Annotated in this window: 17 protein-coding genes; 4 read left to right on the top strand and 13 right to left on the bottom strand. The window is 74.7% G+C overall.

What is annotated here, in order from left to right; all coding sequences use genetic code 11:
* Window positions 1–47: 47 nt before the first annotated feature.
* Complete coding sequence (locus AB2U05_RS36825) at window positions 48–596, bottom strand: GNAT family N-acetyltransferase (protein WP_369185753.1); 549 nt, start codon at window positions 594–596, stop codon at window positions 48–50.
* 261 nt (window positions 597–857) lie between these two features.
* Here AB2U05_RS36825 and AB2U05_RS36820 point away from each other — a divergent pair, with 261 nt between their 5' ends.
* The 3 genes from AB2U05_RS36820 to AB2U05_RS36810 all read left to right on the top strand — a co-directional run bounded on the left by AB2U05_RS36820 (window position 858) and on the right by AB2U05_RS36810 (window position 3,288).
* A complete protein-coding gene (locus AB2U05_RS36820; RefSeq protein ID WP_369185752.1) occupies window positions 858–1,031 on the top strand; it encodes a hypothetical protein in 174 nt (57 codons plus the stop codon).
* A gap of 689 nt (window positions 1,032–1,720) precedes the next feature.
* Window positions 1,721–2,251, top strand: a complete 531-nt coding sequence (locus AB2U05_RS36815; RefSeq protein WP_369185751.1) for a hypothetical protein — start codon at window positions 1,721–1,723, stop codon at window positions 2,249–2,251.
* Window positions 2,252–2,469: 218 nt separating this feature from the next.
* Complete coding sequence (locus tag AB2U05_RS36810) at window positions 2,470–3,288, top strand: BPL-N domain-containing protein (protein ID WP_369185750.1); 819 nt, start codon at window positions 2,470–2,472, stop codon at window positions 3,286–3,288.
* Between the two features lie 15 nt (window positions 3,289–3,303).
* Here AB2U05_RS36810 and AB2U05_RS36805 read toward each other — a convergent pair whose 3' ends face one another.
* The 6 genes from AB2U05_RS36805 to AB2U05_RS36780 all read right to left on the bottom strand — a co-directional run bounded on the left by AB2U05_RS36805 (window position 3,304) and on the right by AB2U05_RS36780 (window position 12,899).
* The gene (locus tag AB2U05_RS36805; RefSeq protein ID WP_369185749.1) at window positions 3,304–3,951 is read right to left on the bottom strand and encodes a hypothetical protein; all 648 of its coding nucleotides are present in this window, start codon (window positions 3,949–3,951) and stop codon (window positions 3,304–3,306) included.
* 210 nt (window positions 3,952–4,161) lie between these two features.
* Entirely contained in the window at window positions 4,162–8,142 is a 3,981-nt protein-coding gene (locus AB2U05_RS36800; RefSeq protein ID WP_369185748.1) for a Pls/PosA family non-ribosomal peptide synthetase, read from the bottom strand.
* 527 nt (window positions 8,143–8,669) lie between these two features.
* Window positions 8,670–9,887, bottom strand: a complete 1,218-nt coding sequence (locus AB2U05_RS36795) for a sugar ABC transporter permease (RefSeq protein WP_045700790.1) — start codon at window positions 9,885–9,887, stop codon at window positions 8,670–8,672.
* A complete protein-coding gene (locus AB2U05_RS36790; protein WP_045700793.1) occupies window positions 9,884–10,675 on the bottom strand; it encodes an ATP-binding cassette domain-containing protein in 792 nt (263 codons plus the stop codon). The genes AB2U05_RS36795 and AB2U05_RS36790 overlap by 4 nt, the downstream gene beginning before the upstream one ends.
* Before the next feature lie 22 nt (window positions 10,676–10,697).
* Window positions 10,698–11,798, bottom strand: coding sequence for a sugar ABC transporter substrate-binding protein (locus tag AB2U05_RS36785; protein ID WP_107073087.1), 1,101 nt, complete (start codon window positions 11,796–11,798; stop codon window positions 10,698–10,700).
* A gap of 183 nt (window positions 11,799–11,981) precedes the next feature.
* Window positions 11,982–12,899: an AraC family transcriptional regulator gene (locus AB2U05_RS36780; protein WP_369185747.1), complete on the bottom strand. Its 918-nt coding sequence runs from the start codon at window positions 12,897–12,899 to the stop codon at window positions 11,982–11,984.
* 140 nt (window positions 12,900–13,039) lie between these two features.
* Here AB2U05_RS36780 and AB2U05_RS36775 point away from each other — a divergent pair, with 140 nt between their 5' ends.
* On the top strand, window positions 13,040–13,966 hold the full coding sequence (locus AB2U05_RS36775; protein WP_045700797.1) for an MBL fold metallo-hydrolase: 927 nt from the start codon (window positions 13,040–13,042) through the stop codon (window positions 13,964–13,966).
* Between the two features lie 54 nt (window positions 13,967–14,020).
* Here the strand turns inward: AB2U05_RS36775 and AB2U05_RS36770 are convergent, their stop codons facing one another.
* From AB2U05_RS36770 to AB2U05_RS36745, 6 genes are all read right to left on the bottom strand, one after another.
* Window positions 14,021–14,920, bottom strand: coding sequence for a neutral zinc metallopeptidase (locus AB2U05_RS36770; RefSeq protein ID WP_369185746.1), 900 nt, complete (start codon window positions 14,918–14,920; stop codon window positions 14,021–14,023).
* A gap of 177 nt (window positions 14,921–15,097) precedes the next feature.
* Complete coding sequence (locus tag AB2U05_RS36765; RefSeq protein WP_369185745.1) at window positions 15,098–16,339, bottom strand: hypothetical protein; 1,242 nt, start codon at window positions 16,337–16,339, stop codon at window positions 15,098–15,100.
* A 54-nt stretch (window positions 16,340–16,393) separates the two neighbouring features.
* On the bottom strand, window positions 16,394–16,900 hold the full coding sequence (locus tag AB2U05_RS36760) for a SigE family RNA polymerase sigma factor (protein ID WP_369185744.1): 507 nt from the start codon (window positions 16,898–16,900) through the stop codon (window positions 16,394–16,396).
* Window positions 16,901–16,997: 97 nt separating this feature from the next.
* Complete coding sequence (locus tag AB2U05_RS36755) at window positions 16,998–17,723, bottom strand: HAD family hydrolase (RefSeq protein ID WP_369185743.1); 726 nt, start codon at window positions 17,721–17,723, stop codon at window positions 16,998–17,000.
* 74 nt (window positions 17,724–17,797) lie between these two features.
* Window positions 17,798–19,438: a phosphoglucomutase (alpha-D-glucose-1,6-bisphosphate-dependent) gene (pgm, locus tag AB2U05_RS36750; protein WP_369185742.1), complete on the bottom strand. Its 1,641-nt coding sequence runs from the start codon at window positions 19,436–19,438 to the stop codon at window positions 17,798–17,800.
* Between the two features lie 124 nt (window positions 19,439–19,562).
* The gene (locus tag AB2U05_RS36745) at window positions 19,563–19,862 is read right to left on the bottom strand and encodes a YciI family protein (protein ID WP_045700808.1); all 300 of its coding nucleotides are present in this window, start codon (window positions 19,860–19,862) and stop codon (window positions 19,563–19,565) included.
* Window positions 19,863–19,928 lie beyond the last annotated feature (66 nt).

The raw sequence follows: 19,928 nt of genomic DNA, 5'->3' as shown, positions 1-19,928 counted from the left end.
GGCGGCAACCGGCCTGCGTTGCCGCTGGTCCGGTGACAACCCGGTTTCTAGGACGGCGAGTTCTCCGGAGCCGCCTCGGGCGGCCTGTGGAGGGAACGGACCATGACCGCATAGAGCGGAGCGTCCTCGAACGGCCGCCGCTCGCCGACCTTCGCGTACCCCCAGCGCTCGTACATGGCCTGGACCCGAGGGTGGGTGACGTCGACCAGGAGCACGGCCAGAGCCTCGCCCCGGCCGGACAGCAGCACCTCATGGGTGCGTTCGGCGACGCCGAGCCCCCGCCAGCCGGGGCGCACCATGACCTCGGACACGGCAAAGGTGGAGGTGTCGGCGGGTGGCAGCAGGTGTCCGCGCCACCACTCGCGCGAGTCCTCCAGCGGGGCGCCGTAGGAGTAGCCGACCGGCTCGTCGCCGTCGTAGGCCACGACACAGGCGTAACCGGGCCGAGAGGTCCAGTGGCGGGCGAACCAGTCGAATCGCTGGACGAACGGGTCGTCGGCCTGGTCCCGGTAGGCGTCCGCGTGGACGTCGATGAGCAGGTGCACGTGGTCGGCGGGGAGAGCGCCGGCCTCGTAGCGGCGCAGGACGATCGTCACTGAGGCCTCCCCGGACGTGGACTCGGTCGGTCCACTCTCGCGTAACCGGCGATTCCGGCGCCAAGGGTGATCAGGCCTCAGTGGAAGTCGCAGGGGAGGCTGCGCAGCCTTGGCGGGAACGGGTCGGCACCCATCAACGCGTACCCGCCGGTGGCAGTGTCGGCAGCCTGCTCGATGTCGTGCTGGCCAAGCTGCCCGAGTGCGAGGCGGGCGGTGGCAGAGGCGCGGTTGCGGCCAGCGCCAGAAGCTTGCGTCCGGGTCGTGGACGGCGGCGGCCATCAGCGGGTCGAAGAACTCCTCGGGCAGGCCGGCGCGTTCCAGCAGTGGCTTCCGCGCGGCTCCGGCCAGGTGCCGCGCGCGCCGGTCTTCGGGCACGTCGGCCGCAACCCCAAGGTCCAGCAGACGGGCCACTTCGGCTGCGCATGCACGGAATGAACGGGTTGATGCCCCGTGGCGGTCAGCTTCGGTCATGGCCTTGCCGGTCAACTTCCGTCCGTCGAGCGTCACTCGGCGTCGTCGAAGGGCGGAGGTTTCAGGGCCGGGCCTGATGGAGGAATCGCTGGAAGCGGCCTGGGAGTTCGGCCTGGGAGTTCGGGCTGGACAGTCGGCCTCCTCCGGGCCGCGCCACTTGGGCGCCCGGCGGAGAGTGCCAGGGGGCGGCGGCGGGGCCGACCGGGTGCTTGCCGAGGCGGGCCGGCGGCTTCTGCGACGGGGCCGGGCCCTGCTGGCCAGCCTGACGGCGGCCGACCAGCGCGCGCGTGCCTGGACGCCCCGGCCCGGCGTGCGGGCAGGGGCGTTCAGGGAGGCCGTTCAGCACTGGGGGCGGCGGCCGTGGTTGGCTCCGCGGCGGGCGCGGGCCTTCTTCTTGCGGCGGCGCTTGGACGACATGGCCACTCCTTCCGCTTCCGGGGGACGCGCGAGGGATGCGAAACCCTTGCGACCTCCACCGTTCCACACCCGGGCCCCCGCCGCGCCCCGGGCCGGCGGGCGTCACTATTCGTCTGCGACCGGCCCACTCGCTGTGATCTACTGCGACGCGTTCACCGTTCACGCGCAAGTCCGTTCCGGGAGTGGGAAGTTCGTTGAGTGTCAGCTGCCCCGCGTGTGCCGCGCCGGACCAGGCCGTGCCTGTCGCGCACGTATGGGCCGACCCGGCCGCACCGATCGACGTCCGTACCCGTGGGCTGCTCGCCCCACCGCCCGACGCGGCCGTCGCGACCAGCGCGGCGGCGACCACGCTGTTCGTCCTCAGTGCGGCATTCTGCCTGCTCGGCGTCGTCAGTGCGCTGAACGACCACGCGGACGCCGGCGGCTCCACGGCCTACCAACTGGGCTACCGGATAGGCCACTTCGTCCTCCCGGCGATCCTGCTCGCGGCCGGCCTGACCGTCCGCGCCGCCGCGCGCCGCCGCCGGGAGCGGGCCATGGGCACGAACCGTGAGGAACGCCGGGCCCACCGGCAGTGGCAGCTGCACGTGTGGCAGGCGGCCCGGCTGTGCCGACGCTGCCGGGCCGCGTTCATCCCCGCCGGCGCCCTGCGCCCCGGCTGCCCGGCCTCGCCCGCGGTGGGCCTGGAACACTTCCCCCAGTGGATCAAGGCCACCGCCGAGCACCCCTTCGCCTCGATCAGCGCTCCCGAGACCCCACCCCGCTGAACCCCCGCGGTCCGTCAAGGCGGGCCGCCCGGCCTCACCCGTTCGGGTGGCCGGTGTGCGCGGGAGGCCCGGTGGGCCGTAGCGTCGGGGCGACACACGGGGACGGCGCGCGAGGCGCGACGAGGGATGCGACGAGCGACGCGCAGAGTGACGGGCGGTGCACGAAGGTGGCAGGGGCGGGCAAGCGGCGGTGGGGACGGGCCGCGAGGGCCCTGGCGGTGGCAGCGGCGGTACTGGCGGCATCCGCGTGCACCGCCGCCCCCACCCCGAACGGCGACGGCACCGAGGCCCGCCCCGCGGCGGTCTCCGCCGGCGCCGACGCGGCGGACGGCACACCGCCCGCCGCCGGCCGGCCGCTGGCGCTGGTCTACCGCGGGCCGGCCGCCTGCGACGGCTGCGCGGAGGCCGCCCGGCAGATGCTGGAGCGCGAGGGCTACGGCGTGCGCTACATCGGGGCGCGCGAAAAGCTGCACTTCGGCGCCGACGCCTTCGCCGGGGCGGCCCTGTACGTGCAGCCGGGCGGCACCAACGGCCAGGAGGTGAGCACCGCCTGGCGCCTGCTGCAGCACGAGACCGGCTTCTCCCCCGACCTGGTCCGCGACTTCGTACGCGCCGGCGGCCACTACCTCGGCCTGTGCATGGGCGGCTACCTGGCGGGCGACCCCGGCTACGACCTGCTGCCCGGCGACTCCGGGCAGTACATCCACTCCCCCGGCGCGACCATCACCGACGAACACGACCACCTCGTCGACGTCGCCTGGCGGGGACAGAACCGGCGCATGTACTTCCAGGACGGCCCCTACTTCGACGTCCACGGCCCCGGCGTGGACGTGCTCGCCCGCTACAGCAACAACCGGGCCGCCGCCGTCGTCGCCCCCTACGGCGCGGGCCGCGTCGCGGTCAGCGGACCGCACCCGGAAGCCCCGTCCGACTGGTACGACGACTACGACCTGACCGACGAGTCCACCACCGGCCGCGTCCTGGGCGCGGACCTGCTCCACACCCTCACCCCCACCGCACCGCCGTCCGCCCCCTGACGGCCGACGGGTGCGTCAGGCGGTGCCGCCGCAGGAGTCGCACACCCCGGTCGCCGGCAGCTCGATGAAGCACCTCGGACACACGGCCTGCACCCGCACCGCAGCCGCGGCCGCAGCCCCGGAACCTCCGGAGGCTCCGGAGCGTCCGGACCCCGCGGCCGGGGCCTTCGCGGAGGCCTTGCGCAGCAGCGCGGCCCGCAGCTTGGGCGCCAGCGCCGGGGTGCCCCCGTCCTCCGGCAGCTCGGCGCCGAAGTGGCGGTAGCAGGCCAGGCGGGCCGCCGCCGCGTGCTCCTCCCGGTCCATCTCCCCCGCCAGCGGCGCGAAGCCCGCCACCGCCAGCACCTCCTGGTAGCCGGCGCCGACCTTGCCGTCCGCCGCGTGCACCACCAGGGACGTCAGCGGCGGGTCCCCGCGCCGGTGGGCCTCCCGGATCACCAGCCCCAGCACCTTGCCGATCCAGTAGCGCTGCTCCACCCGGGTACGGACCCCGGAGGCCTCCTGCACCGCCTCCGCCAGCTCCGCGTACGTGATCACCGCGTGGTAGCGCCCCGCCACCTCCACCAGCGCGGGATACGCCGCCCTGGTCCACACCATCTGCGCCTGCACCGGACTCACCGGCGCACCGTCGGCCACCCGCCAGTACCCGTGCTGCTGTTCCGCCACCGCACCCACCCCACCGCATCCGGGCCCACGCGCCCATCCGTCCCTGCGCACACGAGGCTACCGCCCCACCGGGAGAGCACAGCAGGCGCCACCGCACCCCGCGCCGCCGACGCACCAACGGCGTGCCAACACCAGGCGAAGAGGAACGGAGGAACAAGGAAAAAGGGGTGCGGTCACGGCTGGAGGAGCCGTGACCGCACCGCGGGCGCGTCACGCGGCGGCGGTGCGCCGGCGACCGCGGCCGGCCCGGTGGCCGGCGGGTGGGGTGGGGTCGGCGTTCCAGGCGGCGACGGGGTTGCCGAGCCAGCGGGTGGCGCCGGGCACGTTCTCCCCGCGCATCACGAGGGAGGCCGGGCCGACCGTCGTGTTGTCGCCGAGGGAGGTGTTGAGCAGGACGATCGAGTGCGGGCCGGTGGTGGAGCCCGCGCCCAGGTGCACCGGGCCCAGCCGCATGACGCGGTCGTGGAACAGGTGGGTCTGCAGCACGGTGCCGCGGTTGACGCTCGCCCCCGCCTCCACCGTCACCAGGTCGCTCTCCGGCAGCCAGTGGGTCTCGCACCACACGCCGCGCCCGATCTTCGCGCCCAAGGAGCGCAGCCACATGTTCAGGTACGGGGTGCCGGTGATCGCGCCGCCGCCGAACGGCATGGCGAGCTCCTCCACGAAGGTGTCGTAGAGCTCGTTGCGCCAGACGAAGGACGACCAGAGCGGGTGCTCCGCGACCCGGAACCGGCCCACCAGGAGCCACTTGGCGGCGGTGGTGACGGCGCAGGCGACCACGGCCGCGGCGACCAGGACGAGCCCGGCGGCCCCGACCGCGATGCCGAGCCCGTAGTCGTCGCGCAGCGCCTGCAGGGCGGCGAACACCAGGTCGCCGAGCAGGGCCGCGACTATCACCGGCAGCAGCCGGCAGAGCTCGACGCCGGCGCGCGCCCACATCAGGCGCTTCGGCGGGTCGTAGGTGCGGCCCTCGCCGCCGGTGTCGGCCACGCGCGGCAGCGCGAAGGCGGGCCGGCCCAGCCAGGAGGAGCCCTCGGGGGCGTGGGCGGGGGTGTCGGACAGCACGCCGACCAGGGAGTTGTCCGGCAGGCTGCGGCCGGGGCCGACGATGCCGGAGTTCCCGACGAAGGATCGACGGCCGACGTACGAGCGGCCGACGTGCAGCCAGCCGCCGCGCAGCTCGTACGGCGCCACCAGCGTGTCGTCGGCGAGGAACGCGCCGTCGTCCACCCGCATCAGCGAGGGCAGCGACAGCACCGTCGAGGCCTCGACCCGCCGGCCGACCTTCGCGCCCAGCACGCGCAGCCACACCGGGGTGAGCAGCGAGGCGTAGAACGGGAACAGGGTGCGCCGCGCGGTGTCGCTCAGGCGTGAGACGGCCCACGCGCAGAACGCGACCCGGCCGACCGCGGGGTGGAAGCCCGGGCGCAGCGGCAGCGAGAAGGTCCGCACCAGCAGGGCTATCAGGGCGGCGTGGCAGAAGACGGTCAGCACCGCGAGCGGGACGGTCAGCGGCAGCAGCTGGAGCAGGGCGGCCACCAGGGTGCGGTCGGTGTCGATCGTCGGGTAGATGATCAGCAGCGCCGGCAGGGCGGCGATGATCGGCACGAGGCCGAAGAGGGCGAAGCCGACGCCGTAGGCGAGGTTCCAGATCCGCGAGCGGCGGGCCGGGTGGGCGGGCCAGGGGGTGCGGGCCTCGGTGGAGGGGCGGGCCGGCGAGCCGTGCCAGTGCTCGTCGGCCGGGACGGCTCCGGTGACGCAGGAGCCGGGCGCGATCTCGGCGCCGGCGCCGACGCGGGCGCCGGGCATCAGGGTGGCGCGGTGGCCGACGCTCGCCCCCTCGCCGACCTCGATGTGGCCGAGCTGCAGGACGTCGCCGTCGAGCCACCAGCCGGCGATGTCGACCTCGGGTTCGATGCTGGCGCCGGCGCCCAGGCGGGCCAGGCCGGTGACCGGGGGCAGGGTGTGCAGCTGGACGCCCTTGCCGACGCGGCAGCCGAGCCAGCGGGCGTAGCGGGCGGCCCAGGGGGTGCCGGCCAGCGCGCCGGTGCCGAACATCGCGGTGTAGCGTTCGGCGGCCCACAGGCGCAGGTGGACGTGGCCGCCGCGCGGGTGGCTGCCGGGGCGGACCCCGGCGGTGATCACGCGGGCGCCGGCGGCGGCGAGCAGGGTGCGGCCGGGGGCGCTGTAGAAGAGGATCAGGCCCCCTATCACCGGCCACCACGAGCTGTGCGGCGCCCAGGCCAGGTGGTTGCCCATGAGGTTGTCGAGGGCGATCAGGACGACCACCCAGCGCAGTCCGGCGAGGCCGAACATGCCGAGCAGGATGAGCGTCTGCCACAGGCCCGCGCTGCGCGGGGTGCGGCGCACCGGCCGTACGGGGGCGGCGGGGCCGGTTTCCCGGGCGGCGGCCGCACCGGGGGCCGGGGCGAGGCCGTCGAGGAAGCCGGCGAGGTCGCCGAGCACCGGGTGGGCGTACAGGTCGGCGACGGAGACGCCGCTGTGCCGGGTGCGGAGCTCGGAGACCAGGCGGGCGGCGGTGAGGCTGGAGCCGCCGAGGGCGAAGAAGTCGTCGTCGGCGCCGGGAGCCATGCCGAGCAGCTTCTCCCAGTGCCCGGCGAGCCAGCCGGCCGTCCCGTCCAGGGTGGCGGCGGGGGCGGCGGTGCCGGTGGTGGCGAGCGGCCAGGGCAGGGCGTTGCGGTCGACCTTGCCGGAGGTCTTGGTGGGCAGGGAGTCGACCAGGGCGAGCACGGGCACCAGCGGCGCGGGCAGGCGCTCGAGCAGCTGCTGGCGGGCGGCGGCCAGGTCGGGGGCGGCGCCGGGCCGGGCGACGAGGTAGCCGACCAGCAGGTCGGCGCCGGCCGGGGTCTTGCGCACGGCCGCGGCGGCGGCGCGGATGCCGGGCAGGGCCTGCAGGGCGGCGTCGATCTCGCCGAGCTCGATGCGGCGGCCGCCGAGTTTGATCTGGTCGTCGGCGCGGCCGACGAAGACCAGGCCCTCGGGTTCGTTGCGGACCAGGTCGCCGCTGCGGTAGACGCGCGGGGAGGCGAAGAGGGGGTGCGGGCTGTACTTCTCGGCGTCCTTGGCGGGGTCGAGGTAGCGGGCGGTGCCGACGCCGCTGATCAGCAGTTCGCCGGTCTCGTACCAGGGCACGGGGTGGCCGGCCTGGTCGACGACGGCGATCTCCCAGCCGTCCAGCGGCGCGCCGATGCGCACGGGCTCGCCGGGCAGCATCCGGGCCGCGGTGGCCACCACGGTGGTCTCGGTGGGGCCGTAGGTGTTCCAGAACTCGCGGCCGCCGACGGCCAGGCGTTCGACGAGTTCGGCGGGGCAGGACTCGCCGCCGACGATGATCAGGCGGACCTGGTCGAGGCACTCCTGCGGCCACAGGGCGAGCAGGGTGGGGACGGTGGAGATGGCGGTGATGCGCCGCTCGACCAGCCAGGGGCCGAGGTCGGTGCCGGCCTTGACCAGGGAGCGGGGGGCGGGCACCAGGCAGGCGCCGTGGCGCCAGGCCAGCCACATCTCCTCGCAGGAGGCGTCGAAGGCGACGGACAGGCCCGCGAGGACCCGGTCGCCGGGGCCGAGCGGGCGGTTCGGCAGGAAGATGCGGGCCTCGGCGTCGACGAAGGCGGCGGCGCTGCGGTGGCTGACGGCCACGCCCTTGGGGCGGCCGGTGGTGCCGGAGGTGAAGATGATCCACGCGTCGTCGGCGGGCGAGGGCCAGGCGGGGCGGCCGGAGGGCCGGGCGGTGGGCCCGGCGTACAGCTGGCGGCCGGCGCCGAGGACGGCGCAGACCTGGGCGTCCTGCCAGATCATCTCGGCGCGCTCGTCGGGGTCGTCGGCGTCCACCGGCACGTAGGCGGCGCCGCAGCGCAGCACGGCGAGGATCGCGACGTACAGGTCGGCGGTGCCGGACGGGATGCGCACGCCGACGCGGTCGCCGCAGCCGATGCCGTGGCCGGCGAGCACGCCGGCGAGGCCGTCGACCTCCTGCATCAGGGTGCGGTAGTCGAGGACGGCGTCGCCGGTGTCGAGCGCGGGCGCGTGGGGGTGGGCGGCGGCGGTCGCGGCGATGATGTCGAGCAGACTGCGCGGGTGGGCGGGTTGGGCCACCGGCCAGCCCGCCGCGGGCCCGTGGTGGGGGCGGTGCAGCGTGCCTGGGCCGGCCGTGTCGTGGCGTGGGTCCATGGGGTTGGGTTCCTCGGCTCCGGTTTCCTGAGGGCGCGCGGACGGGCTACAAGCGTCTGACGTGGGTGTCAGCGGGTGGGGCGCGCCCACTCACCATGACTCCGTGCGGAGTCGGCTGGATGCAGCGAAGGTGCGGTCAAAGGAAATTCTCATCATCGATGCCGTGCGGGGTGGTGCCGGATCGAATCGAATGTCGTTTTGGTGCTTTCAGGTCATATTCGCTGGTGGAGCGTAATCGGCGAAAACGGGAGACGCGTGACGGCAGGGGGAAGAGTGATGAACACCATGACGTCCGGCACGGTACAGGTAGTGAGGGGTCCACTACCGAATCGGGGGGTTCCGGTCGGATCATCGACTCATTCACGGCGTTCGCCCGTTCGTGTGGGATCCTGCGCGGCCCGTCCACCGTGCGGAGGTTTTCGGCAGCTTCGGTGAGCGGGAACGACGGCGGGAAGGACCGCGGGAACGACGGCAGGGCCGGCGCACGAGGCGCCGGCCCTGCGGGGGTCCCGGGTGGTGGACGGACGTCACGTCCGGACGGTGGCGCTCCGGGTGCGGCGGGAGACGGAGTCGAGCACGACGGCGGCGAGCAGGACGGCGCCGGTGATCATGTACTGGATGGCCTGGGCGGCGTGGACCATGTCGAGCCCGGTGGTGATGCTCTGGATGACGAGGATGCCGAGCAGCGCGGACCAGGTCTTGCCGCGTCCGCCGAAGAGGCTGGTGCCGCCGATCACGGCGGCGGCGATGGCGCTCATGAGGACGTTGCCGCCGCCGAGCTCCTTGTCGGCCGAGCCCTGCTGGGAGGCGTAGAAGAGGCCGCCGAGGCCGGCCAGGAAGGCGGAGAGCACGAAGACGGAGATCCGGACGCGGGCGACGTCGATGCCCGCCCGGCGGGCCGCCTCCACGCCGCCGCCGACCGCGAAGACCTGCCGGCCGTAGCGGGTGCGGCGCAGCACGAAGTCGGTCGCGAGGACGACGGCGAGCAGCACGACGAGGGAGAGCGGCAGGCCGCGGTCCTGGTTGAGGACCCAGGCGGCGGCGAGGCAGAGCACGGCCAGCACGGCGGCGCGCAGGGCGCTGTCGGCGGTGCCGCGGGCGGTGAGGCCGGCGGCGGTGCGGCGGCGGGCGGTGCGCAGTTGGGCGGCGAGGTAGAGGGCGGGGGCGAGGACGGCGAGGGCCCAGGCGTAGGCGATGTCGCCGTCGCCGAGGTAGGTGGAGTCGAGGCCCGCGACGATGCCGTCGTGGCGGTTGTTGACGGTGCCGGTGTCGAGCACGTACTGCTGCAGGCCGCTCCAGGCGAGCATGCCGGCGAGGGTGACGACGAAGGCGGGGACGCCGACCCGGGCGAACATCAGGCCGTGCAGCAGGCCCATGGCGCAGGCGGTGGCCAGGGCGGTGAGGATGGCGAGCCATTCGGGCAGGTCGTGCCGGGTGGCGAGGACGGCGGTGATCGCGGCGGTGGCGCCGGCGACGGAGCCGAGGGAGAGGTCGATCTCGCCGAGGATGAGGACGTGGACGACGCCGACCGCGATCAGGCCGGGGCCGGCGATGAAGCGGGTGATGTTGGTGAGGTTGTCGGCCTGGAGGAAGTGGTGCGTGACGCTCTGGAAGACGATCGCGATGATCACCAGCCCGACGACGACCGGGAGGGCGCCGAGTTCGCCGCCGGCCAGCCGCCTCCTGGTGGCGTCGAGCCGGCCGGTCCAGCCGGTGAGCGGGGCGGGGGTGTCGGGGCTGGTCATGCGGCCTCCTCCTCGCCGCTCCCGGCCCGGCGGGCGCGGCGGCGGGTGTGGGCGTTGTCCGTGGCGCCGGTGATGGCGGCGACGATCTGTTCCTGGGTGGTGCCCTCGACGGGGAAGACCCCGTTGTTGCGGCCCAGGCGCAGGACGGCGACGGTGTCGGCGACGGCGGTGACGTCGGCCATGTTGTGGCTGACGATGACGACCGCGAGTCCGCGCTCGCGCAGCCGCTCGACGAGGTCGAGCACCTGGGCGGTCTGTTCGACGCCGAGGGCGGCGGTGGGTTCGTCGAGGATGACGAGGGAGGGCTCGCCGAGCATCGCCCGGGCGATGGCGACGACCTGGCGCTGGCCGCCGGACAGCGCCCCGACCGGGGCCCGCAGGTCGGGGATGCGGATGGCGAGGGTGTCGAGCAGCCGCCGGGCGTGCTGTTCCATGGCGACGTCGTCGAGCAGGGCGTGGCGCAGCCGTTCGCGGCCGAGGTGGAGGTTGGCGACGACGTCGAGGTTGTCGCAGAGGGCGAGGTCCTGGTAGACGGTGGCGATGCCGAGGGCGGTGGCGTCCTGCGGGCGGGTGAGCCGCACGGGTCGGCCGTGCCAGTGGATGGTGCCGGTGTCGACGGGGTGGACGCCGGCGATGGTCTTGACGAGGGTGGACTTGCCGGCGCCGTTGTCGCCGACGAGGGCGAGGACCTCGCCGGCGTGGACGGTCAGGTCCACCTGGTCCAGGGCCTGGACGGCGCCGAAGCGCCGGCAGACCGATCGCAGTTCGAGAACGGGTGAGCCTGTCACGCGAACCCTCCTGGGATCGTGGCTACTTGAGGCCGGCGGCCGCGCAGGCGGCGGCGTAGTCGGCGGTGCAGATGTCGGAGGCCTTGTAGAGGCCGTCTGCGACGACGGTCTGGGCGATGTTCGCCTTGGTGACGACCTTGGCCTGGAGGAGCTTGGCGGGGATGTTCTTGTCGGTGGGGCTGTCCGCGGTGGCGTCGGCGACGGTCTTGACGTCCTTGCCCTGCAGCAGGTCGACGGCGAGTTCGGCGGCGGCGTCGGCGAGCGGCCGGTACGCCTTGTAGACGGTGTAGGTCTGGTCGCCCGCGACGATGCGCTGGATCGCGTCGAGGCCGGCGTCCTGACCGCCGACCGGGACGGTGATGCCGGCGCCCTTGAGCTGGGTGATGATGGCGGCGGCCATGCCGTCGTTGGCGGAGTAGACGGCCTGGAAGCCGTTCTTGCCGTACTGGGTGACGGCGGCGGAGACCTTCTGGCCGGCGATGGTGGGGTTCCACTGGCCGGACTGCTCGTAGACGACCTTGCGGATCTTCCCGTCGAGGACCTTGTGCGCGCCGGCCTTGAACTGGGCGGCGTTCGGGTCGGCCTCGTCGCCGTTGATCATCACGATGTCGGATTCGGCGGCCTTGCCGCCGAGCGCGTCCAGCAGGGCCTGGCCCTGGAGTTCGCCGACCTTCTCGTTGTCGAAGGAGACGTAGGCGGAGACCGGGCCGGTGGCCAGCCGGTCGTACGCGACGACCTTGACGCCCTTGTCGGCGGCCTCCTTCACCCAGCCCGCGGTGGCGGCGGCGTCGAAGGCGTCCAGGATGATCACCTTGACGCCCTGGGTGAGCAGGGTGTCGAACTGCTGCTTCTGCTTGGCGGCGCTGCCCTCGGCGTTGTTGTAGAGGACCTTGCAGTCCGCACACAGGGCCTTGACCTTGGCCTCGATGAAGGGGCGGTCGAAGGACTCGTAGCGGGTGGAGGAGGCGTTCTCGGGCAGCAGCAGGCCGATCGAGGCGGGGCCCTTGTCGGCGGTGGCGCTGTCCTTCTTGGCCCCGCCGGCCTTGCCGCAGGCGGCGCCGGTCAGGGCCAGTGCGGCGGCGGTGACGGTGGAGACGACGGTGCGACGCAGTGCGGCGTTCATACAACAGGTGCCTCTCCCTGAGTTCGCCGCGGCGGCTTCGCGGCGAGGTGCAGGGAGTCAACCTGATCGTGCACATGACGTCAATAAGTAAAACCAGACACCGGCGAACACACCCCAACCCGTTACCTTCGTGAACATCGGAAGCACCGGCGCACACGGCCGGTGAAGGGAGTTGACGGCGCGTCAGGCCGTGGCGGCCGCCCGGTAGCGGCCCGGGGTGGTGCCGAACTGCCGGGCGAAGGCGTGCGAGAGCGCGTACGGGCTGCCGTAGCCGACCTCGCGGGCCACCGTCTCCAGCGGGTCGGCGCCCCGGCGCAGCAGGGTGGCGGCGCGGGTCATCCGCCACCAGGTCAGGTAGGCCATCGGCGGCCGGCCGGTGCGGGCGGTGAAGCGGCGCACCAGGGTCGCCCGGGACACCCCCGCCCGCTCGGCCAGCGAGCCGACCGTCCAGGGGTGGGCCGGGTCCTCGTGGACGGCGGCCAGCACGGCCGCCACCACCGGGTCCGCCAGCGCCGCGCCCCAGCCGACCGCGCCGCGCCGGGTCGTCCAGGCCCGGACCAGGTAGACCAGCAGCAGGTCGACCAGCGCGGGCACGGCGAGTTCGCCGCCGGGCCGCACCGAGGCCACCTCGGCGCCCAACAGCTCGACGGCCGCCCGCAGTTCGGGGTGCTCGCCGGAGAGCGTGGAGAGCCGGACGACCTCGGGCAGCTCGCGCATCAGCGGATGGGTGAGGCCGTGGTCGAGCCGGTACTTCCCGCACAGCAGCTCGACGACCTCGCCGCCGTCGCCGGGCTCGGCGAGCGCGAGCCCGGCGGCGAGCGGGACGTCCAGTTCGGGCAGCCGGAGGGCCTGGCCGTGCGTCAGCTCCCGGTCGGACAGGGCGTGTCCGCCGCCGTGCGGGAGCAGCACCACGTCCCCGCGTTCCAGGCGCACGGGCTCGCCGCCCTCCGGCAGCAGCCAGCAGCCGCCGGCCAGCACCACGTGGAAACCGGCGCCGGCGAAGCGGGGCAGGCGCGCGGCCCAACGGCCGCCCACGCGCAGCCGGTTGGAGGAGGGCCGGCCGGTGCGCACGGCCGCGATCGCATCGCTGACGACGTCCATCCGGCCATCGTAGCCCCGACCGGTGAGCCGTTCGCGTATCGGAGGGAGCCGCTCGCGCATTGAGCGGCTCATCGGAGGTGCCTAGGCTCGACGGCGTAGGAACGAACGCGGCAGGACGAGAACGAGAGCGGGAGGCGGCCGTGCAGCGGTTGGTGCTGGGGGATGTCGAGATCGTGCGACTGGTGGAGTACCAGGGCCCGTTCGGGCCGGCCGGGGCCATCGTGCCCGACCTGGCCGAGCGGGTCTGGCGGGCGGAGGGCGCCGGCCTGGCGCCGGACCACTACGAGGCGGCCTCCGGCTCCTTCGTGGGGGCGTTGCAGACCTTCGTGCTGCGCAGCGGCGGGCGGACCGTCCTGGTGGACACCGGCGTCGGCGACGGGCGTGAGCGGCCGGGCACGCCGCTGTTCCACCGCCGCGAGGGCGGCCGGTTCATGGCGCTGCTGGCGCGGGCGGGGGTGCGCCCGGAGGACGTGGACGTGGTGGTGAACACCCATCTGCACGCCGACCACGTGGGCTGGAACACCCGGGAGCGGGACGGCGCCTGGGTGCCGGCGTTCCCCAACGCCGACTACTACCTGCCCGCGGCCGACCTGGCGTTCTTCGACCCGGCGGCGGCGCACCCGGCGCGGGCGGCGGGCGGCCCGGGGCCCGAGCTGTGGGAGGACTGGGACCGGGTGTTCGCGGACAGCGTGGCGCCGGTCCTGGCGGCCGGTCAGGCGGTGCCGTGGTCCGGGCAGGTGCGGCTGGACGGGGCGCTGGTGCTGGCGGAGGCGCCGGGGCACACCCCCGGCTCCTCGGTGCTGCGGCTGGACTCCGGCGGCGAGCGGGCCGTCTTCGTCGGCGACCTGCTCCACTCGCCGGTGCAGCTCGCGCACCCCTCGTGCTCCAGCTGCTTCTGCCTGGACCCGGTCCTCGCGGCGCGCAGCCGGCAGCAGGTGCTGGCCCGTGCGGCGGACGAGAAGGCGCTGGTGGTGCCGGCCCACTTCGCGGGGGCGGGGGCGGCGCGGGTGCGCGGCGAGGGCGCGGGCTTCGCCGCGGACTGGGCCGACTGGACGCCGGTGGAGTAGCCGGCGGGCTCCCGGCCCCGCGAAACACCGCGGGGCCGGGGGCCGGTGAGGGGCTCAGAGCTTCGCGGCCGAGAAGGTGTCGCACTGGGTGAGGTCCCCGGTGCGGTAGCCGGTGGTGAACCAGGCCTTGCGCTGGTCGGAGGAGCCGTGCGTCCACGCCTCCGGGTTGATCCTGCCGGTGGCCTGCTTCTGGATGCGGTCGTCGCCCACCGCGGCGGCCGCGTCCAGGCCCTGGGCGATGTCCTGGTCGGTGAGGGACTTGATCAGCGGACGGCCGGTGGAGGGCTGCGGCGTGGTGGTGGCGTGGTGCGCCCACACCCCGGCGTAGCAGTCGGCCTGCAGCTCCAGCCGTACCGAGGCGCTGGTGGCGCCCTGCCGGTCGTTGCCGACCTTCTGCATCTGGCCGGTGAGCGTCTGGATGTGGTGGCCGAACTCGTGGGCGACGACGTAGGACTCGGCGAACGGGCCGCCCTTGGCGCCGAAGCGGGTGGACAGCTCGTCGAAGAAGCCGAGGTCGAAGTAGGCCTTCTGGTCGCCGGGGCAGTAGAACGGGCCCACCGCGGAGGTGGCCGCGCCGCACGCCGTGGACACCCGGTTGGTGAACAGCACCGTCTCGGCGGGCTTGTACGCCGTCTTGGCGCGCTTGGGCAGCTCGCCGCCCCAGAAGTCCTGCAGGCTGTTGGTGACCGCGACGATCCGGCAGTCCTGGCGGCTGTTGGCGTCCGCCCCGGTCTTGCAGGCCTGCTGCACCTCGCCGGCGCTGCGCGAGGTGGACGAGCCGTTGCCGCCGCCGGAGGACAGGCCGAGCAGCTTGGGGTCGACGCCGAGCAGCACCGCGAACAGCACGGCGACCAGGCCCACCGCCCCGCCGCCGATGGCCACCTTGCCGCCGGGGATGCCCCGCCGGTCGTCCACCTGCGAGGTGTCGAGATCTCCCTGGTCGTCGAACTGCATACCCTTGCCCTCGATCAGCCGCTGCCCACGAAAAACCGGGGCCCACACCGGGCCTCGGTCGGACCCACCCTACGGCCACCCGGGGCCGGGGCCCGGCAACGCCCCCGCAGGTCGGGCCGGGAGGGGCGCGGCCGCGGGCCGAGCCGACGCGCCGACCCCCGGAGCCCGGGCGGCCGTTCAGTGCCGCCAGGGGGCGGCGACGGCGATCGCGGTGAGCTGCTCGGTGGTCAGCGCCGGGGTGCCGGGCCGCGCGTTCGGCTCGTCGGTGCCGTTCCACTCGGCGACCGTCACCTCGGTGTCGTCCGGGTGCAGCGCCGTCACGATCCAGCGCAGCACGGGCCCGTCGCCGGACTTCGACGCGTGCAGCTGACGGACCTGGACGAGCGTGCCGTCCGGGGTGCGGGCGGCGGCCGGGTCGACGCCGTCGCCGTGCTCGTAGGCCTGGCGGACGCGGGCGGCCGAGGCGGCGTCGGCCCGGCGCGGGTCGGCGCGGACGGACAGCATGCTGGTGCGCCCGTCCAGGGTGACGGAGAGGTGGGCGCGACCGGTGGTGTGCTGGGTGGCGCCCGGGTCGGCGAGGGTGCCGGGCGGCAGCAGGGCGCGGGCGGTGGCGATGATCCGGTCGGCGGACGGGCCGGACGGCTCGGGCGAGTTGCCCGGTGCCGGGGTGGTGGCGGCGCCGGGGGCGAACAGCGGGTCCCAGGCGTTGCTGGTGACGGCGGCGGTGAGCTGCTGGGGGGTCAGCGGCGGGTTGGGGCGGCTCAGCGGCGGGCCGTAGCTGGTCGCGTTGACCTCCCAGATCTGCAGCCGGCGGCCGTCCGGGCCGGTGTAGGTGGCCTGCCACTTGCGGACCTTCATCGGCTCGACCGGGGCGAGCCGGTCGACCACCACGATGCCGCCGTCCGGCAGGACGGTGCGCTCGCACCCTTCGGTGGGCGACTCGACCGGGTCGGCGCACTGGGTGCCGGCGGTGGTCTCGCTGATCGGCAGGGCGACGCGGTCGACGCTCAGGGTGACCATGCCGGCGCCCTGGCCGTCGTCGTACAGCAGGTGCGCGGACGGCGGCAGGCCGGGCACGGCGCCGTCGTTGGTGCCGTAGCCGCCGGCCGCGGTGATCTGCCCGGGGGGCAGCAGCGAGACGAGGGTGTCGGTCATGAACGTGCCGGTGATCCCCTCGGGCCACCCGCCGGAGGGGGCGAGCCTCGTGCTGCCCGGGCCGGGGTCGGCGCCGGGCAGCAGCCGCGTGCCGAGGGCGGTGAGGGCGACGACGGCGGTGGCGGCCGCGACCACCGCGGTGCGCCGGCGGCGGGCGCGCAGGTGGCGGCGGCGGGCCGACGCGGCGAGCTCGGCGGCGGGCGGGTCGGGGGCTAGCTCGGCGGCGTCGTGCAGCAGGGCGGCGAAACGGTCGTCCAGGGGCATGCCGGTCCTCCGTGGTCGAGTGGTCGAGCGTGGGGCGGGGCGGGCGCGCGGGGCTCAGGAGCGGGCGAGGTCGTCGAGCTCGCTGCCCAGCAGGGCGCGCAGCCGGGTCAGCGCCCGGGAGCTGCGGGAGCGCACCGCGCTCTCGCCCAGGCGCAGGATGTGGGCGGTCTCCTCGACGCTGCGGTCCTCCCAGAACCGCAGCACCAGCACCGCGCGGTCCTGGGCGGGGAGTTCGGCGAGAGCGCGCAGCAACGTCAGCCGCAGCGACGGGTCCGGGTCGGTGACCGGGGTCTCGGCGAAGACGTCCGTGACGTGCTCGCCGGCGGCGCGGCGGCGCCGGTGCGAGAGGAAGGTGTTGACCAGGACGGTCTGCGCGTAGCCGGCCGGGTTGTCCATCCGCGCGACCTTGCGCCACTTCCCGTAGAGCTTGCCGAGGGCCTCCTGGGCGAGGTCCTCCGCCAGATGCGCGTCGCCGCCGGTCAGCAGGAAGGCGGTCCTCACCAGGTGGCGGCCGCGGGTCGCGGCGAACTCCCCGAAGTCCTGCGTGCTCGTTCGCTCCATGACCTTCTAACGCGGTGGGCACCGGTTCGCGTCGCACCCTGGCAGCACATCCGTTCGCGCAGCCGTTCGCGCAGCCGTTCGCGCGTCCCCGGGCGGCTCAGGCGGTCAGGGCGCGCGCCAGGCCGTCGAGCGAGTGCAGCACCCGGATGCCCTCCCCCACCGGGGCGCCGGAGGCCGTCCGGTCGAGCCAGAAGGCGTGCAGGCCGGCGTCCCGGGCGCCCTCGGCGTCGAGGGCGTAGTTGTCGCCGACGTAGGCGACTTCGTGCGGGGCCAGGCCCAGCCCGGCGCAGCCCGCGCGGAAGATGCTCGGGGCGGGCTTGGGCTCGCCGTGCTGGTCGGAGCAGACCAGGACGGCGCCGACCCGGTCCAGCAGGCCGATCGCGCGCAGCTTGTCGCGCTGGTGGTCGGCGGAGGAGTTGGAGACGACGCCGAGCCGCAGGTGCGGCGGGAGTCCGGCCAGGGCGGGGGCGGCGTCGGGGAAGGCGGCCCGGGCGGCGTCGCGGTGGGCCGCGTAGCCGGCGAACCAGGCGGCGGCCGCCTCGTCCGACAGCCGCTCGGCGCCGGGCTCGCCGAGGCGGGCGAGGAACTGCCGGGTGCGCTCGCCCTGCTGGCCGCGGAAGGTCAGCTCACCGGCGAGGAAGCGGGCGTACTGGGCCTCCATGACGGTGCGCCACAGGTCGACCGCCGCCTGCGGGCCGGGGAGGCGGGCGAGCAGGCCGAGTTCGTCGAGGTGGGCGAGGATGCCCGCCTCCTCCGAGCCGGAGTAGTCGAAGAGCGTGTCGTCGACGTCGAAGAGCACGCCTCTGATCGGCAGATGCGGCATGCGGCGGTGCTCCCCGTGGTGTCGTCGGTGACGTGCGGGAGGCGGCCCCGGGCGGGGCCGCCTCCGGTTCGGCGTCAGGCGCCGAGGACCTCGCCGACGAGGGTCCGGGCCTCGGCCTGGACCTTCGCGAGGTGGTCGGTGCCGAGGAAGGACTCGGCGTAGATCTTGTACACGTCCTCGGTGCCGGAGGGGCGGGCCGCGAACCAGGCGTTGTCGGTGCAGACCTTGAGGCCGCCGATGGCCGCGCCGTTGCCGGGGGCGTGCGAGAGCACCGCGGTGATCTTCTCGCCCGCGAGCTCGCCGGCGGTGACCTGCTCCGGGGAGAGGCGGGCCAGGCGGGCCTTCTGCTCGCGGTCGGCGGGGGCGTCCACCCGGGCGTAGGCGGGGTCGCCGTGGCGCGCGGTCAGCTCGCGGTAGTACGCGCTGGGGGTGGAGCCGGTGACGGCGGTGATCTCGGCGGCGAGCAGGGCCAGCAGGATGCCGTCCTTGTCGGTGGTCCACACCCCGCCGTCGCGGCGCAGGAACGACGCGCCGGCGGACTCCTCGCCGCCGAAGCCGATCGAGCCCTCCAGCAGGCCGTCGACGAACCACTTGAAGCCGACCGGGACCTCCACCAGCGGCCGGCCGAGGTCGGCCGCGACCCGGTCGAGCATGGAGGAGGAGACCAGCGTCTTGCCCACGCCCGCGTCGGCCGGCCAGTGCGCCCGGTGGCGGTACAGGTAGTCGACGGCCACCGCGAGGTAGTGGTTCGGGTTCATCAGCCCGCCGTCCGGCGTGACGATGCCGTGCCGGTCGGCGTCGGCGTCGTTCCCGGTGGCGACGGCGTACTCGTCCTTGCGGCGGATCAGCGAGGCCATCGCGGACGGCGAGGAGCAGTCCATCCGGATCTTGCCGTCCCAGTCCAGGGTCATGAACCGCCAGGTCGGGTCGACGTCCGGGTTGACGACGGTCAGATCGAGCCGGTGGGTCTCGGCGATCCGCGCCCAGTACGCCACGGAGGCCCCGCCCAGCGGGTCGGCGCCGATCCGCAGGCCGGAGGCGCGCACGGCGTCCAGGTCCAGGACGGACGGCAGGTCGTCGACGTACGCGTTCAGGAAGTCGTACCGGCCCGTGGTCGCGGCGGCCAGCGCCCGCGCGTACGGGACGCGCTTGACGCCGCGCAGGCCTTCGCGGATGAGCTCGTTGGCGCGGTCCTGGATCCACCCGGTGGCCTCGGAGCCGGCCGGCCCGCCGCTCGGCGGGTTGTACTTGAACCCGCCGTCGCGCGGCGGGTTGTGCGAGGGCGTCACCACGATGCCGTCCGCCAGCGCCTGCGGGCTGCGCCGGTTGTGGGCGAGGATCGCGTGCGAGACGGCCGGGGTCGGGGTGTAGCCGTCGGCGGAGTCGAGCAGCACCCGCACGCCGTTGCCCGCGAGCACTTCGAGTGCCGTCACCCGGGCCGGCTCGGACAGCGCGTGCGTGTCCGCGCCGAGGAACAGCGGCCCGCCGACGCCCTGGGCCGCGCGGTACTCGCAGATCGCCTGCGTGGTCGCCGCGATGTGGTCCTCGTTGAACGCCACGTCGAGCGAGGACCCGCGGTGCCCGGAGGTCCCGAACACCACCCGCTGCGCGGGCTCCCGCACGTCGGGCTTGAGCGCGTAGTACGCCGTCACCAGCCGCGCCACGTCCACCAGGTCACCGGAACCGGCCGGCTGCCCGGCCCGTACATCCACCATTCGCCAACTCCCACCAGACAAAAAAGCCGAAACCCACCGAAGGCCCCCGCCCACCGATCGTAGCCACCGCGCGGCGTCCCGGAGGACACGGGACACCGGGGCGGGGCCGGTGGGGCGGACGGGTTCAGCTGGGCAGCTGCTCCCGGTGACCGTCCAGCGCGGGGGCGGTGGTGGTCGCGACGAACTCGGTGATCCGGTACTCGGTCAGGCCCTCGCGCACGAACGGGTCGGTGGCGACCAGGGCTTCGATCCCGGCCCGGTCGGGGCCCGCCGCCAGGATCACGCCGCCCTCGCGCGGCACCTTGCGGCCGGAGGCGAGGAAGGTGCCGGCCTCGTAGTGGGCGGTCAGCCACGCCACGTGCTGCGGCAGCACCGCGTCGATGCGCTCCAGCGGGGCGGTGTACGTCAGCTCAAGTACGAACATACGACCAAGGCTAGCCGGGTCCCGGACCCGCTCGGCCGCCGGGGTGGGGCCGCCGCCGAAGGAGTC

This window comes from Streptomyces sp. Y1 (assembly GCF_041053115.1).
Classification (GTDB): Bacteria; Actinomycetota; Actinomycetes; order Streptomycetales; family Streptomycetaceae; genus Kitasatospora; species Kitasatospora rubellomurina.
Note: the sequence above shows the minus strand (reverse complement) of the source record. Positions and strands in the feature narration are given on the sequence as shown.